The 15,248-nt window shown below is 40.0% G+C and carries 11 protein-coding genes; 3 read left to right on the forward strand and 8 right to left on the reverse strand.

All coding sequences use genetic code 11. The annotated features are described in order from the left end of the window. The first annotated feature begins 5 nt into the window (after window positions 1-5). From CWB78_RS11800 to CWB78_RS11810, 3 genes are all read left to right on the forward strand, one after another. Window positions 6-590 carry a sigma-70 family RNA polymerase sigma factor gene (locus CWB78_RS11800; RefSeq protein WP_138595727.1) on the forward strand — a complete coding sequence of 195 codons (585 nt, stop codon included), beginning with the start codon at window positions 6-8 and terminating at the stop codon, window positions 588-590. After that, a complete protein-coding gene (locus CWB78_RS11805) occupies window positions 583-1,194 on the forward strand; it encodes a hypothetical protein (RefSeq protein WP_138595729.1) in 612 nt (203 codons plus the stop codon). Before CWB78_RS11800 ends, CWB78_RS11805 begins: the two co-directional genes overlap by 8 nt. An 81-nt stretch (window positions 1,195-1,275) precedes the next feature. After that, window positions 1,276-2,154 (forward strand): hypothetical protein, encoded by an 879-nt coding sequence (locus tag CWB78_RS11810; RefSeq protein WP_138595730.1) that lies wholly within the window; start codon window positions 1,276-1,278, stop codon window positions 2,152-2,154. A 245-nt stretch (window positions 2,155-2,399) separates the two neighbouring features. Here the strand turns inward: CWB78_RS11810 and CWB78_RS11815 are convergent, their stop codons facing one another. From CWB78_RS11815 to CWB78_RS11850, 8 genes are all read right to left on the reverse strand, one after another. Further along, a complete protein-coding gene (locus CWB78_RS11815; protein ID WP_021033151.1) occupies window positions 2,400-3,776 on the reverse strand; it encodes a Na+/H+ antiporter NhaC family protein in 1,377 nt (458 codons plus the stop codon). A 107-nt stretch (window positions 3,777-3,883) separates the two neighbouring features. Beyond that, on the reverse strand, window positions 3,884-5,542 hold the full coding sequence (gene pbp4b, locus CWB78_RS11820; protein ID WP_138595731.1) for a penicillin binding protein PBP4B: 1,659 nt from the start codon (window positions 5,540-5,542) through the stop codon (window positions 3,884-3,886). A gap of 10 nt (window positions 5,543-5,552) precedes the next feature. Next, window positions 5,553-6,728 carry an exo-beta-N-acetylmuramidase NamZ family protein gene (locus CWB78_RS11825; RefSeq protein ID WP_138595733.1) on the reverse strand — a complete coding sequence of 392 codons (1,176 nt, stop codon included), beginning with the start codon at window positions 6,726-6,728 and terminating at the stop codon, window positions 5,553-5,555. Between the two features lie 210 nt (window positions 6,729-6,938). After that, window positions 6,939-7,733, reverse strand: a complete 795-nt coding sequence (locus CWB78_RS11830) for a LytR/AlgR family response regulator transcription factor (RefSeq protein ID WP_138595735.1) — start codon at window positions 7,731-7,733, stop codon at window positions 6,939-6,941. Further along, window positions 7,733-8,716, reverse strand: a complete 984-nt coding sequence (locus CWB78_RS11835; RefSeq protein WP_138595737.1) for a sensor histidine kinase — start codon at window positions 8,714-8,716, stop codon at window positions 7,733-7,735. The genes CWB78_RS11830 and CWB78_RS11835 overlap by 1 nt, the downstream gene beginning before the upstream one ends. A gap of 133 nt (window positions 8,717-8,849) precedes the next feature. Continuing rightward, window positions 8,850-11,378, reverse strand: coding sequence for a glycoside hydrolase family 3 protein (locus CWB78_RS11840; RefSeq protein WP_138595739.1), 2,529 nt, complete (start codon window positions 11,376-11,378; stop codon window positions 8,850-8,852). Window positions 11,379-11,427: 49 nt separating this feature from the next. Next, window positions 11,428-12,204, reverse strand: a complete 777-nt coding sequence (locus CWB78_RS11845) for a family 16 glycosylhydrolase (protein WP_075169810.1) — start codon at window positions 12,202-12,204, stop codon at window positions 11,428-11,430. A 75-nt stretch (window positions 12,205-12,279) separates the two neighbouring features. After that, on the reverse strand, window positions 12,280-14,964 hold the full coding sequence (locus CWB78_RS11850) for a TonB-dependent receptor (protein ID WP_138562572.1): 2,685 nt from the start codon (window positions 14,962-14,964) through the stop codon (window positions 12,280-12,282). Between the last annotated feature and the right edge of the window lie 284 nt (window positions 14,965-15,248).

The following is a 15,248-nucleotide window of genomic DNA, read 5'->3' on the forward strand; positions in this document are numbered from 1 at the left end:
CGCCTATGCTATTGAGTATTAAGTCATGGTTATTTGAAGCGCCAAGCAAAGACTGCATGGCGCGGTATGCAAAAAGTGGCGACAACCGCCACTTAGAGCAGCTTATTGCCTTATACAGTAACGATTTATATCACTACCTAGTTACCCAGTCTAATACACATTTAGCATACGACGTAAGCCAACAAACATGGCTAAAGGTTATTGAAAAGCGCCACCTTTACCAAGCACAAACCACGCCCAAAGCCTGGTTATTTAAACTCGCACGCAACACCCTAATAGACGAATACCGCAAACAGCAACACTTTGTCGAGCTTGACGAAAACAGCCAACTACCTGCGCAAAATAACAATCAAAGTGAATTAACAAGTAGTGACTCACACATAGGCGACACACACATAAGTTATGAAGCGTTTAATGCTGCGCTCAAGCAACTTAGTTTTGTGCAGCGCGAAGCCATCACCTTACAACAAGAAGGCTTTAGCCTTGCCGACATAGAGCTTATAACGCAAAGCAACGCCCAAACCATAAAAACAAGGCTACGCTATGCCAAACGAAACCTAAAACAATTATTAGGAGACTGTAATGAATAAGCCTGATGAGCAGTTTAATGAAAAGCTCACACAACATTATAACGAGCGAAAAGCATGTACCACTCTTTCGCATGCTCAACAACAGGCGTTAAAACACAGCGTAGCTCAAAAACAACCTAAAAAGCTTGGCTTTGCCCTGCAACTCACAAGCCTTACCTGCGCACTGGGCTTACTGGCTTTTATAGTGCTCGACAGTAACAACGTGGTAAATACTGCCCCTAAAACCGTATTAAACACCATAGATATACACGACTACTCGTTTATAACAACGCATGAAATAGATCAAACAGGTAGCTACGCAAGCACCATAACGCAACAAAAACGCGCGCTCGACACCCAACTAGCAAACGACTTACGCCGCCATCAACAACACCATATAGAATACGGCACGCTCGTAAAGGTCGACAACGACTGGTACATAGCCAGCTGCAATGACGAGGTACTGGTACAAATTAAGCAGTCACTGCTCAGTGATTTAAAGGGAAGGCACGCAGTAGAAAGTAATATAAATACGGGTGACATACTCGCTATGGCACATAACAGGAAAGGACAGATTATTGCGCTTAAACATGCAGGGGTTGGAGCGAAGCAGTGTAGGGCTTAATAATTACTATATGCTTAACGATATTCTAGTTATTCTTAAGACACAATATTTTAATAAAAGAAAATCTCGCTAAGGAAAGCTATGAAACCAATAAAAAAAGTTGATCTAGAACTTACCACCATACAAAAGTGGTCTAGTGCACTTTTGTTGTTTTTAATACTTATTTTCATTTGTTTTGTCAGTGTATTTGGTATCGGTGCACCAAAAAATATTCAAACCTGGACAAATACCTCTAGTGTGTTTTATAACCTAACAAGTACGTGTATCGCTGTAATATCTCTCATACTTCTATTAAATATCTGGAAAGATAATAGAAAAGAGCTCAAAGAAACTCGTGAAGCTTTACAAGATCAACTGAACATTCAAAACTTTACAGTCACTAAAGAGACCTTAACTTCTGTTATTTTTCAAATAAAAGAGTTAAATAAAAAGCAATTAATACTCATTGAAAACAATTACAACTATGTAATTAAATCTGTTGGAGAAAGAGACGACTTAGACTTCACTTCGTTAACAATAAATAATAATGGAAATTCGGATCAATACACACATAGCAATTTTTTTGAAGAATATTTTCTATCAGTGGGTTCTAAAAATATAAGTAATGATTACTCACATCCAAATAATTATAAATCTCTTATTTTTGATAAGAACTTTTTTATCTATAAGGATAAAATCATTGCTCTCGGCTTACTTCTTAGCTCTGTTAAGTCCGAAGAATATAAAAAGATTTTACGAGTGATACTCTATCCTGAGTTATCAATCTTCACATGGTTATTTGTATTAGAAATATCTTCTCACCTACACCTATATGAAAAAGGAAAACTTCATATAGGTATGAAAGCAGTCTTCATAGAGATTGCTTACTTAGTTTCCTTTCAAATCGAAAGTAAAGAGCTATTAGGCTGGCTCTCTGAAGAAACAAGAAAAAATATGGAAGATCAAGGTGTAGCTATTTAAAAACTTAATATACATGAATAAGCCTGCTACTCAGCAGGCTTATAGCTCCAGAACTAATAATAGCCCACCAACGCGCTAGCAAGCTAAGCGCCTACAAAACAGTGTATATACTCGGCTATAAAGCTGTGAAATAAATTGGCGTTCCGTTGGGTTTCGTGTCACTAAACCCAACCTACGTGTAAACAAAAAAGCCTGCGATTAAGCAGGCTTTTGAATGTTTGGAACTGTCTTGCTCTGAAATGTGTTTATAACACAATTAAGCTCGTTACTAAGTAAGCTACAAACGTTAGGCCGCCGCCCACTAACGCATAAGGTAATTGGGTTTTAACGTGGGTGAGTAAATCACAACCTGAGGCGATGGCTGATACTGCGCTGGTGTCGGATATAGGGGAACAATGATCGCCAAATATCCCACCACCTAAAATAGCGCCTACCACCAGCGATGGCGGTAAACCAAGCGCTTGAATAAGCGGTACGCCAATGGGGATAAGTATGGCAAACGTGCCCCACGAGGTGCCTGTAGTAAACGACATAACCGCGCCAGTTAAAAACAGCACTGGCACTATTAAATATATCGGTAAGTAATCGCCAACCAAAGATGCCACAAACACGCCAGTACCTAGCTCTTTTAAGCTTGCGCCCAAGGTGAGCGAGAGCAATACAATACTTACCAGTGGGAGTAATTCGCCCATGCCTTTAAAGCCAGTATCGACTAATTGGTGGTGGGTAAACTGGCGCGAACTAATCATTAAGCAATAGGCCACAACAATAGCCAGTACAGTGGCATACAATACCGATTTTGAGCCACTACCCTCGGCAAGTACCCCGTTACCGGTATAAAACATAAAACCGACCATGCTCACAATCAGCGTTAGCAATGGCACCAACATAAAGCGCGCTTTAGAGCCTTTTACTTCTTCTTTTAGTTCGGTTGTTTGTAGCTCTAACTTTTGCTCGGCTACTTTCATTGGCCCGTGTACTTTATCAAAGGCAATGGTATAAAAAACAATAACCAGGGTGATTATGGCGTAAAAGTTATAGCCTACACTGCCCCACAGCACCGACACGGCCGACTCACCTAATTCGTAATTACCTAGCAAGCCAAGTACAAATGCACCCCAGCCGTTTAGTAATATTAAAATACACACAGGGGCGCTGGTGCTATCGATTATATAAGCTAAACGCGCGCGGCTCATTTTAAATTTGTCGAACAGGCCACGAGATAAAATACCCGAGGTAAGCACACTTAAGTTTGACTCTATAAATACCGCAACGCCGGTAAACATAGTTAAAAAGCCCACTTGGCGCTTACTTTTCGCAACACCTTTGTTCATCAACAAATTAACGGTAGCAGCAACACCGCCAGATTCGCGAATATAGGCAAGTAAGGCGCCTATTAAAATACTAAAGATGAGTATACGGGTATTACCGGGAGAACTGGCTACAGCGACTATGCGCTCAATGCTATTTAAAAACGTAGTAAATACGCTATTTCCTTCACCTTGTAATGCGAGTAAAAATTCCGATGAAATTACCGCAACAAGCAGCGCCATAATGACTTCTTTGCGCCAAAACACAATAATAATGGCAATCAGCGGTGGCAAAATAGAATACCAATGCATAAACAAACCTTTTTAATTTTTATAATAAACGCGGCTTTAACAGCCTTGGTTAGTTAATAGTAAGCAGTTAACTTAATAGATTTACACCATTAAGTCACTCACTGAGTTTACTGATTTAACAGCGCCTCATAAATTAATGAAACAATAGAACCATATTGAGCTGTTTCATAGTTTTTACCTACAAACTGATAACGTTTTTCACTACCTTTAATTGGTGAATGGCGTGCATTGGTAAGTAAGATGATGGCTAAATCGTAAGCGGGATCAATCACAGTTACTGTGCCAGTCCAACCTGTGTGTCCATAAGCTTGTGGGCTGGCATACGGGCCAAAGTGCCAGCGCCGCGCTTGATTATTTCCTGCAAGACGAAAGCCTAAGCCGTAGGTTTCATCGGTACTTTGTGGGGTTAAAAACTGCGCCAAACTACTGGCATTAAAAATTTGCTTATCGCCGTAACCGCCCTTGTTGAGTAACACTTGACATAAAACAGCCAAATCGGGGGCATTACTAAATAGTCCTGCATGGCCTGCTACACCATCAAGTGAATAAAAAGCACGTTCGTCATGCACCTGCCCTTGTAGCACATTGGTACGAATATTATCAAAATGAATACGGCCATCGCGGGTATTTCCACTTAGCTCCGTGGCGGCAAACTGCTGACGATTAAAGCCTTTTTTAAGCGGGTTAAATAAAGTGTTGTTAAGCTTTAAAGGCGCGTAAATATGCTGCTCTAGATATTTGTCGAGCGGTTGGCCGCTAATACGCTCAATTAAAACTCCTAAAATCATGTAATCAATATCAGAGTAAACATGCTGAGCGCTTGGCTCACTGGCTAGTGGTACGCTGGTAAGTAGTAATTGTTTAGTGGTGTCGCTGGCTTGTGAAAAAAACGCTTCGCCATAGCGGGTGTCTTTTCGATGAAAATCAAACACTGGCGGATAACCGGCTTTATGAGTGAGTAAGTCTTTAACTTGGCGCAGCTCTCGTCCATCGCCTTGGTATTCTGTTAGGTAATCACTCACTCTGTTATTTATATTTAATTGCCCTTCGCTTACTAGTTTCATTAACGCAAAGTTAGTAGCAAATATTTTTGTGTTTGAGGCTAAATCGAATAAGGTATTTGTTTGCATGGGCTCTGGGCGTAACAACATTAAGTCATTTTGCTGATATTGCTTGGCATCACCATAAGCGGTTAATTTTAATATCTTACCCGCTTTAATTACCGCTAATACCGCACCAGGAAAACCCTCACTTACATCTTTTTCTATTAGCTTATCTACCGCACTAAAATCAATGGTTTTAGCCACTGAGCTATTTAGAGTAGCAAAGGCAAATCGCAGAGTTAAACTGCCGTCAGCAGGTTGAATGTTATCAACCTTAAAAGTGTTAACTCCGTTGTGAGTGTACTGCCCTAAATTAAAGGCATACTCAGTATTTTTTTGCAGGGTATCAAGCGCTAACTTTTTATTATTAATATAAATATCGGCACTTAAGGCACTTTCATTTTGTAGTAATAATTTTCCGCGCCCTTTATACGCTTTAAAGGTGCCACGATTATTTACATATTCTCTGCTGCTGGGGTTGGACTCAGGAAAGGTGGCAATCACCTGAGCATGAGCGAGGCTTTGTATTTGATTAGGAATAAACGGGCGCTGAGATTTAATTGCACTGCTTGCGCCACTGCAACCGGTAATAATAAAGCAAAGCGCAATTGTCAGCGCGTTAAAAAAAGTACGCTTTGCTAACACGGAAAAATTTAAATACACACTCATTCCTTTATTGGTAGAGCAAATAAGGCGCTCTTTGCTGTTTAAATTGCTCGAGCCCCGCTTGCCAGCTTTGTTTAATTTCCTTAGCTGAGTGCCCTGCTTCTATGGCGAGTCTTAATTTATCAGTTCCTGCGAGCTTATCCATAAAATCGGCACGTTCAAAAAACGGCTGTTTAGCCTGAGTCAGTTGCTGGTAAGCATTAATTAAATAATTTAAGTTTAAGCCAATGGTATTACTATGGCGTAAATCAATCCCTTTCACCATTTGGTCTTTAAATTTAGGATTAAGTGCTGCGCCTTTTATTGAGCGCGGGGTAAAGCTAAAGTCCCCAAGTGCTACTGGTGAATAACCAATAACCTGAAATGCAAAATCAGTTCCTCTACCTATGCTAACAGGGGTTGCCTCAAAAAAGCACAACGAGGGATACAGCGCTATTGATTGATCGTTGGGTAAATTAGGGCTTGGTTTTACCGGTAAACTATAACGACTGGTGCGGGTGTAATGAGCAACACTGATCACGCTCAGTTGTAAATTAGCCGCTTGATTGATCCAGCCCTCGCCTTTGATCATTTTAGCCAGCTCGCCTACCGTCATACCGTGTAATACAGGGATTGGGTGCATACCCACAAACGATTTAAACTGCGGTTCTAAAATTGGCCCATCAATGTGGCTAATATTAGGATTTGGCCTATCAAGTACTATAAATTCAACACCTTGTTCAGCCGCAGCCTCCATCATGTAATGCATTGAGCTAATGTAGGTGTAAAAACGTACGCCCACATCTTGAATATCAAAAATAATGATATCAACATCGCTTAGCACCTTGGCGCTTGGTTTTTTGTTTTTTCCGTAAATAGAAATTAGTGGAATACCAGTTTTGCTATCAACGGCGTTTTTAACATGCGCTCCCGCATCATGATCGCCTCGAAAGCCATGCTCAGGTGCAAAAATTTTAGTGATGTTGATGTTTTTAGCCAGCAAGCTATCAACCAGATGTGTTTGACCCACTACAGAAGTTTGATTGACCACCAGCCCGACACGTTTGTTTTTTAATTGCGGTAAGTACATGGCAAACTGCTCTGCACCTACGGCGATTGTATGTTTAGCCTCATTTACGTGTGCGGTAACAGTAAAAAGTGCGCTTAAAATAAATAAGAATATAAAAAATACGGTTTTAAACATACAGCAAGATCCTTTTAAACAAGACGTTCAAAATAACACAGCCGAGTTTAAAGAGCAGCTTAGGTTTTAGGTTTTAGGTTTTAGGTTTTAGGTTTTAGGTTTTAGGTTTTAGGTTTTAGGTTTTAGCAATGAGAAGCTGTGCTTTTAACGTAAGCAAAGCTCTACGTTTACATTAAAAATGTTGGCGGTGGTGTTACTAAAAAACCACCGTTATTGTTTTATTAAGCTTTTTAAATTTTTACTGTACGTTCTACTCACCTTTAGGTTTTTTTCATTATCTAACACTGCCATGTATTCAGAGTTACGTAATGGGTTGAGCTGTTTGATGTGGCTTAAATTAACAATGGTTGATTTATGTATGCGTAAGAAGTCTTCTGGTAAGGTGTTTTTTTCAAGATCTTTTAAACGCGCTCGCATTACATAGGTTTCTATCAGTGTATGAACACACATATAATCGCCAGCGGCGTCGATCCATAAAATATCTTTAAACGGAATTATTTGAATCGGGTTTTTAGCATCTTGGATCACTAAGTTTTCGGCTTCAAATTTATAGTCAGAATTAGCAGAAACGGCGATTTCGTCGGGGTCATTTTTCACCAATGACTGCTGTACTTCAATTAGCTCGTTTTTACTATTAAGCTTTGCAGTATTAATAACTCTATCAATCGCTTCAGCTAAACGGTCTAACTTAACGGGTTTAAGTAAGTAATCAAGTGCGCGCACTTCAAATGCTTTAACCGCATGTTGGTGAAACGCAGTAACAAAAATAACCGCTGGGCAGCTTTCTGGCTGAAAATGTTTAATTAACTCAAAGCCTGATTTTGTTGGCATTTCTATATCTAAAAAAACTAAATCTACGTCATGTTTGTTCAATATATTAATTGCTTCATCAACACTTTGGGCACTACCAATCACGTCTATTTCGTCAAAAGCTTCCAAACGAATACGTAACCCTTCAATAGCGCTGTATTCATCGTCAACCAGTAAAGTTTTTAATCGCATCATTATTGCAAACCATTAATAGGAAGAGAAATACACAGCCATGCGCCGCCTGTTTTGGCATTGCCTTTTTCAATGTGGTGGCTGTTTCCATAGATTAATTTTAAGCGTTGCTCACAATTAGCTAAGCCTATGCCTCTTTTTGATTTTTTATTGTCGTTAAACCCTTTGCCAGTATCTGCAACTTTAATGAGCAATGCGGTTTTTGTTTTTTCAACATTGATTGTGATCACCATTTTTTGATCTGCTCGCATACCATGTTTTAAGGCATTTTCGACTAACGGTTGAACTAATAAAGAAGGGATTAATAAATCGTTGCATGGTTCATCAACGCTTATATTAACCTCTAACCGGTCGGTAAATCGACACTGCTCTATATCTAAGTAGGTTTTTAATATGGCAATTTCTTCTTTAATCGCTACTTTTTCAAGTGGGTCGGTATACAAGCTATGGCGCAGTAGGTCACATAGTTTTTCGAGCATATTAACTGCCTGCAAACTTTCTTTTTTTAAGATTAAGGTGCAAATGGCATTAATGCTGTTAAACATAAAATGCGGGTTAAGCTGGTATCGTAGCATTTTAAGTTGCGACTCTTTGGCAAGGTGCGTCGCTTCGGCGGCTTTTTGAGTTTGCTCTAAATTATCTAAATAAATTTTAATTGCATAATAAAAAGCAGTCCATGTTGAAAGCATAGTTAACGATGCTGACGTCCAAGTACCAAAGTCAAACCACGACATGGCAAGCCAGCCATTGCCATATAACCATTGCAAAGTGACCCACTTTATTTGTGTCCAAACTAATGTTGCAGTTAACAACAGTATTAAGTGTGATGCGACTTTCGTTTTGAATGCGTGCTTACTTGAGCAGTTGTAAGCTCTTCTTAAAGCTAGCGTGATCAAAAAACCACATGTTACATCAATGATTAAATGCGGTATGTGTATTGACCACGGCTCTTCGCTGGGTATTTTAATCATCAGCTCAGTTAGCATTGCATATACAATCCAACCACAACTTTGAAATAACCAGAAAAGGTGACTTCTGGGGTTTTTGGCATTCACATTCGTAGATCCAGTTTTAAAGGCAGCCGATTATCTGTTCTTTGTCGGCTGCCATTGAGTGTGGCTAATTTGCGCAACTTAATTTTGAAGCATTATTATCTGGCTTCTTCGTTAAGGTTACATCTGCAATTGCTAAGCGTAAGTTACGACTAGTTACGCGCAGTACATCTGTTATCTCTGCAGATACATCGCCATCATTACAATTTAACGGTATTGCCAAAGTATGCCAGCGTTTATCAGACATTACCTTGTTTAACGATGAAAATTTAATGCTTCTTAAACAATTACTTTCGTTACACATAAGCTGTAATTTAGTGTCTTGCTCAGGCGCTTTATCTAACCGCAGTTTTAATTCAAGATAGGCGTTATTAAATTTGCTATCAAGTAGCTCAGGCTTTAAATAACTTAGACTCAGCGTTGCATTAGCAAATTGAGATGGCCAACTAAATTGTCTTGCATCTTCTTGATACGACAAGTTCACCGACTGCATGAGCAGGCTTTTTTTATCACCACTGGTTGCCGATGAGCCGGTCGTTAAAACGTGTGCTGTTGTGCTATCTGCTAGTTTCCAAGTTAGGTTTTTAGCTAAGCTTCTTACAAACAAAGGCTGGGCATTACTTTTTACGTTCTTTCTAGGCGTGGTTTTTTCACTTAAGGCGGACATATTGATGCTGTCTTGATAAGTTAACCCATAACCATACGCAAACAAGGGATCGTAATTGGCATCACCACGGTTTAAATTAAATTGCTCATCGTATTTTGGCCATGAAAAACTCAGCTTACCGACAAAATCAAACTGGGCATTCCCTTGTTGGTCAGTGAGTAATACATCGGCAACACCTTGGCCTTCAGAGCCTGGCAACCATGCAGCAACAAAAGCATCAGATGCATTGAGCTCTTTATTTACCCAAAGCGGGCGGCCACTCAAAAAGACGGTGACAACAGGAATATTATCGGCCTTAAGTTTACGCAGTAATTTGAGAGCCTGTTTAGTTTCAGGCTGAAACTCTAGTCGTTCTATATCTCCAAACCACTCTGCATAAGGTTCTTCACCAATAACTACAATGGCTACGTCTGGCTTAGTTTTATACTCACCAGACTCACTTAAGCTTATTTCACCGCCTGCTTTTAAAACGGATGATTGTAATCCTGAGAAAATAGAGGTCGCATTTAAAAAGTCACTGTTGGTGTTGTCAGTGCCTTGCCAAGACACACTCCAACCACCTGCTTGCATATTGATTGCATTAGCGCCTTTGCCGGCAACCAAAATATGGCTAGCTGGGTTTATTGGCAACAGGTTATTGTTGTTTTTTAATAACACTAATGACTTTCTTACCGCTTCTCTTGCCAGCTCTCGATGTTCAGAAGCACCTAACCATTGCGGGTATTGTGACTCAGGACGCGAGGATGGTTTACCCTTTGTAAACACACCCCAGCGAATTTTAGCTCTTAAAAAACGTCTAACAGCATCATCTATTCGTGATTGAGGTATAACACCCGCTTTCACTTGCTCAACAGTATTATGATAAAAGGCTTCAAAATGCTCTGGCACCATTATCACATCAACGCCCGCGTTAATTGCTTGCGCACATTGCTCTAAATCGCAGCCTTCTACAAACTTATGCGCATTCCAATCGCTTACAACAAAGCCATCAAAACCTAACTGGTTTTTAAGTACATCCGTTAATAAATGTTTATCGCCATGTACACGTTTACCATTCCAGCTATTGAAGGATGCCATAACGGATTGCACTCCCTCATTAATCGCTGAAAAGTAACCCGGGCTGTGAATATCTCTTAACCCTTTTTCATCAATTAGCGTATTACCGCGGTCAATACCTCGCTCAGTTCCTCCATCTCCCACAAAGTGCTTAGCGGTGGCAATACGGTTACTGCCTTTTAAAAAGTCAGCGCCTATGTCACCTTGAATACCAGTCACCATGTTACCCGCATAGTATTTAACTAAGTCAGGATCTTCTGAATAGCTTTCATAGGTTCTCCCCCAGCGATCATCTCTGACAACCGCTACTGTGGGTGCAAAACTCCACTCAATACCCGTGGCCGACACTTCCTTTGCTGTTGCTTGCCCTATACGTTTTATTAAATCGCCATCGCGCGCTGCGCCTAAGCCAATATTGTGCGGAAATAACGTAGCACCATACACATTGCTATGCCCATGCATGGCATCGGTCCCCCACACCGTCGGGATCGCAATACCATCTATGGTCGAATCCATAGAAGCCAGGTACATTTCATCTGCGTATTTTAACCAAGTAGCTTGATCCGCTCGTTTGTTACCATAAGGGGCGGTATTCCCGCCATTTAGATAAGAGCCAAATCCATACTTTTTCATTTGCTCGACAGTTAAATAGCCAATTTCTGGCTGTATCATTTGCGCAACTTTTTGCTCTATAGTCATTGTTTCGAGCAGTTTATCAATCTGTTTTTCAACGGCAGGATCACGCTTAAGTTGTGTGTTCACATAAGGCCAATTAACTTGCTGATTGTCTGCACTAAATACATTTTGGCAGTTGAACATGCCAAAAACAGGCAATAAGCAAAGTAATAATTTAGGGTGTTTTATTTTCGACATTTAAAACCTTCGAGATTAAATACTGTTTTATAAATACGGATTGATTAATTTAGTGTGGAATATATTCAATAAAATCATAATATGCCCATGAAGGGCTGCCGTAGTATTGACCCGGAAAGTAATTTCCTTGAGTCGAGTTGTCACCATTCCACTGGTTAATCATTATTTTTGTTTTATCAATTGGCCACGCATAGCTGGGAATTTCATTATTAGCTATTACGCCATCCCCATTGTCTTTGTACATCACTCTAATTGTTTTCTCGTTTCCTTGTGAGTCGAAGAGATACCAACGAATTGATGAACTAGACCAGTCGAAGCCAATGGTTAATAAGTTTTCTCTGTAATCAAGCCCGAATTGGCTTAAATCAATATCCTCTTCCCAGCTTTGATATGTGCCTCCTTGGGGCTGGTAGATAACATTGGTATGAACGACATTGCCTAAAGAAGGTAATAGTTCGATATCTATCTCTTGCCACGCACGTCCTGGCGAATCCCACCATGAGGTGTAAGTAAAAATAGAAGACACGGTACCGGCGATATTGCCCGACTTAACACTACCTTGTACCTTACCAAAACTATAAAAGTGATTACTTTGCAGCTCAGCACACGCACCTTCTGATAAGGAAAGAGTGATGCCGTGTTGACTTGGATTAATCATTCCTGGAGTAAATTCGCAGCCAAAAGGCGAGCCATTATCGCCACTACGTGCACTCCAAATACGAGTGTCAAATCCCCACGAAAAATCGTCTTTAAAATAGTTAGCGTGCGTGGCGGGTGAAATAACTATAAGACCAGCAACCAAGGTTGAAATTAGCTTCGTTTTCATTATTAAATTCCTTATTTAATCAAGCACCTCCTACAGTACTCTAGCCTGTAGGAGGATAATTTTTTACTCGGTTATTTAGAATGAAAAACCCGCTCTCATACCGTAGTATCTCGGCATGCCAAAGCTGCCTTTAGGGATCCCTTTGCCAGTATTATTCCAGTATTGAATAGTTTCATCTGAGGCATTATTAACAAACACTTCTGCAAACCAGTTTTGTCCTTGCGGCTCATACTTAATAGAGGCGTTAAATACGGCAAATGCATCGCGGCTATCATCGATATATTTTGTTGCTTCATCTGGCACTTGAAAATCCATGTCATCTAAATGTTTATCAACATTCCATACCGTTGAGTACGATTCATCTTTCCAGCTGGCATTTAGCCATGCGTGAACAAAACCATATTCCCCTAAGTTAAGTGTATGTGTGTAACTTATATTGGCAGTGAACTCAGGGGTCATTGCTAAATTATTCCCCTTAAGATTGGTAGCTAACAGGGTGTTTTCAGGATCTTTTGATTCTTCATAAGAAATATCAAACAGATACTCCGCGTCGTAGTCCCATTTAGTATTCCAATCTTCAGTAACTTTTGCATCAGTCCACGTTACGTAACCACTAATTCGACCATTTGGATACGGCTTCCAGTCAAACTCAAGCTCAATCCCTTTTATTGTTGAACCAGGGACATTTTGTGTGTAATAAGCAATGACAGGTTTGTTTTGAAAATCAAGAACAGGCTCGCCATTACCGTCTAAAATGGGAGAGCCATCTTCATCTTCGACTACAGATAAGCGCTCAACATTACCGATAGAGCCTACTGATGCATATTGCATATCGGTGTAGTCAGTATAGAAAAATGCCGCTTTTAAGTTTAATGAGTTATCAAAAAAGCTCGATTTAGCCCCTAATTCCCAAGTAAGTACTTCTTCTGGATTAAACTTGGTTTCAAAACGAGTAACGTCACCGGTTCTGTCGTTTACCACTTCGTAAACATCACCAATACCACCGGCTTTAAAGCCACTGGCAAGATAGGTATAAACCATGGTTTCAGGTGAAATGTCATAATCTAAACCGACACGAAAATCATGGTGTTTCCAGCTTCCCTTATTGTCGTTTTCAAAGTACGACGCATAAATAGAAGGGTCTTCGTAGTAATCAACAGGAAGGTTATTTAAATCAGTTCTATTTAACCAACCTACGGCGCAGCCATCAGCATTAGAACAGCGATAGGTTTTTCCGCCTTTATCTTCTTTTGTTTCATCACTAAATCGATAGCCAAGTGTTAGGTGTAACTTTTCAGTTAAGTTGTATGTACCTTGGCCAAATAATGCGAGGGCATCGGTAGAACGATCGGGTTGATCCCAAAACGCTTTGTCATCCATAGGGTTATCGTAATAACCTAAGGTTTTTGTTCTTTCATGAAAGTAATTTATACCTGCAATCCAGATAAAGTCGCCATATTCATCAGATTGTATTTGCAGCTCAGTTGAAAAAGATTCTGCGCCAGTGCCGTCTAAAAAGTAAGTTGCGCCATCCCAAGGGTCTAAACCTACTTCACTATCTTGTGCTGAAGAGCGCTCCATATCTTCATAGCCCAATAACCAGACAAGCGAATATTCATCGTTTATGTCGTAGTTAAGGGTATTTCTTAAGTACGTAATGTCTAAATTAAGCTTACCGGGTACATTTACAACCGCCTGATAAGTATTATCGCTGGGTAAAAAGTTGGTGCAGTCACCACCTAGTTCAGCACTTCTGCCGCGAATTTTATCGCAGTTAACTAAATCTAGGTTGTTATTGCTATCATTTACATACTTTTGAAAAACGGTGTGGTTTGAAAAATTACCATCTAAAGGCTCCCATAGGGTGCTAACTCTAAATGAATATTCATCCGCATTATTGTAAAAATTGCTTTTATCAGCTGGTGTTAGTGCGCGAACTTTTTGCGCTTCTGGATCTGTGCCAGCGCCATCTATCCACCAGTTTTCTCGTTGGGTAATTGTTTGACCCACACCTTGATAAGAATCTTCAGAGATTACCGGCGCATTAAGAATATCGTCGCTTAAGCGTCTTGAGTCATATTGGTTAGGATCGTAATACCCTTCTAAATAAGAATCCCGTTTCAAGCCTTTTCCTGAAAACCTAACGGCAAATTCATCATTAATAGGAATATTTAAAACGGCATCAATATTTTTACTATTAAAGTTTCCCGCTTCGATACTAACGTTGCCATATAAGTCGGTAAACTCTGGCTTTGCTGAAATAACATTGATACTACCCACCGTTGAGTTACGACCAAATAGGGTGCCTTGTGGGCCCCTTAGTGCTTCAACTCTGTCTATGTCATACATCAATGCAAGGGCACCTTGCATACGTGGTGAGTAAATACCATCAAGGTGAACACCTACAGCCGGATCGCCAAGCTCAGTAATATTGGTAGAGCGTACACCTCGCATAGAAATAACCGGCGCAGCTTGATCTGTTGCAGTTGAAATATCTAAGCCAGGTACTAAGTTAGCAATATCCTTAACGCTATTAACACCGTTTCTTTTCAGCTCGGCTTCAGTTAATGCTGTAATGGCAACAGGTGTTTCCATTAGTCTTGTTTTGCGCTTAGTTGCTGTTACCGAAATGATTTCTAATGAAACTGTTTCTTTTTCTGACGCTTGCTCTTTATCCGTAGAAGCTTCTTGAGCATTCAATGGCATTGAACAAGCCAACGCAACGGCTATTGATAGTGCTGTTTTATTTATTGTGTGCATGTTTGACCTTTTGGATGTGTGTGTAAACGTTAAACTTTGTTACTTTTATTTAACAGTCTTATAGTATCCATACGGCTTATTTTTAATACTAGTCAAATACGCCAAGGCGAGTTAGATATAATACAAACCGAAATTGCTCTCTAATTTATGAAGCCAAAACTAGATAAATCTCGAATATTTTCTTCGTAGTCTAGCCTTTTGATTCTATTTCAGACATAAAAAACCGACTTAGTGTCGGCTTATTTATAAAAGCGGTAGACGCAGGGCGTATCTTGTAAGAGTGA

The sequence above is a fragment of the Pseudoalteromonas sp. S1612 genome (genome assembly GCF_005887175.1).
Classification (GTDB): domain Bacteria; phylum Pseudomonadota; class Gammaproteobacteria; order Enterobacterales; family Alteromonadaceae; genus Pseudoalteromonas; species Pseudoalteromonas undina.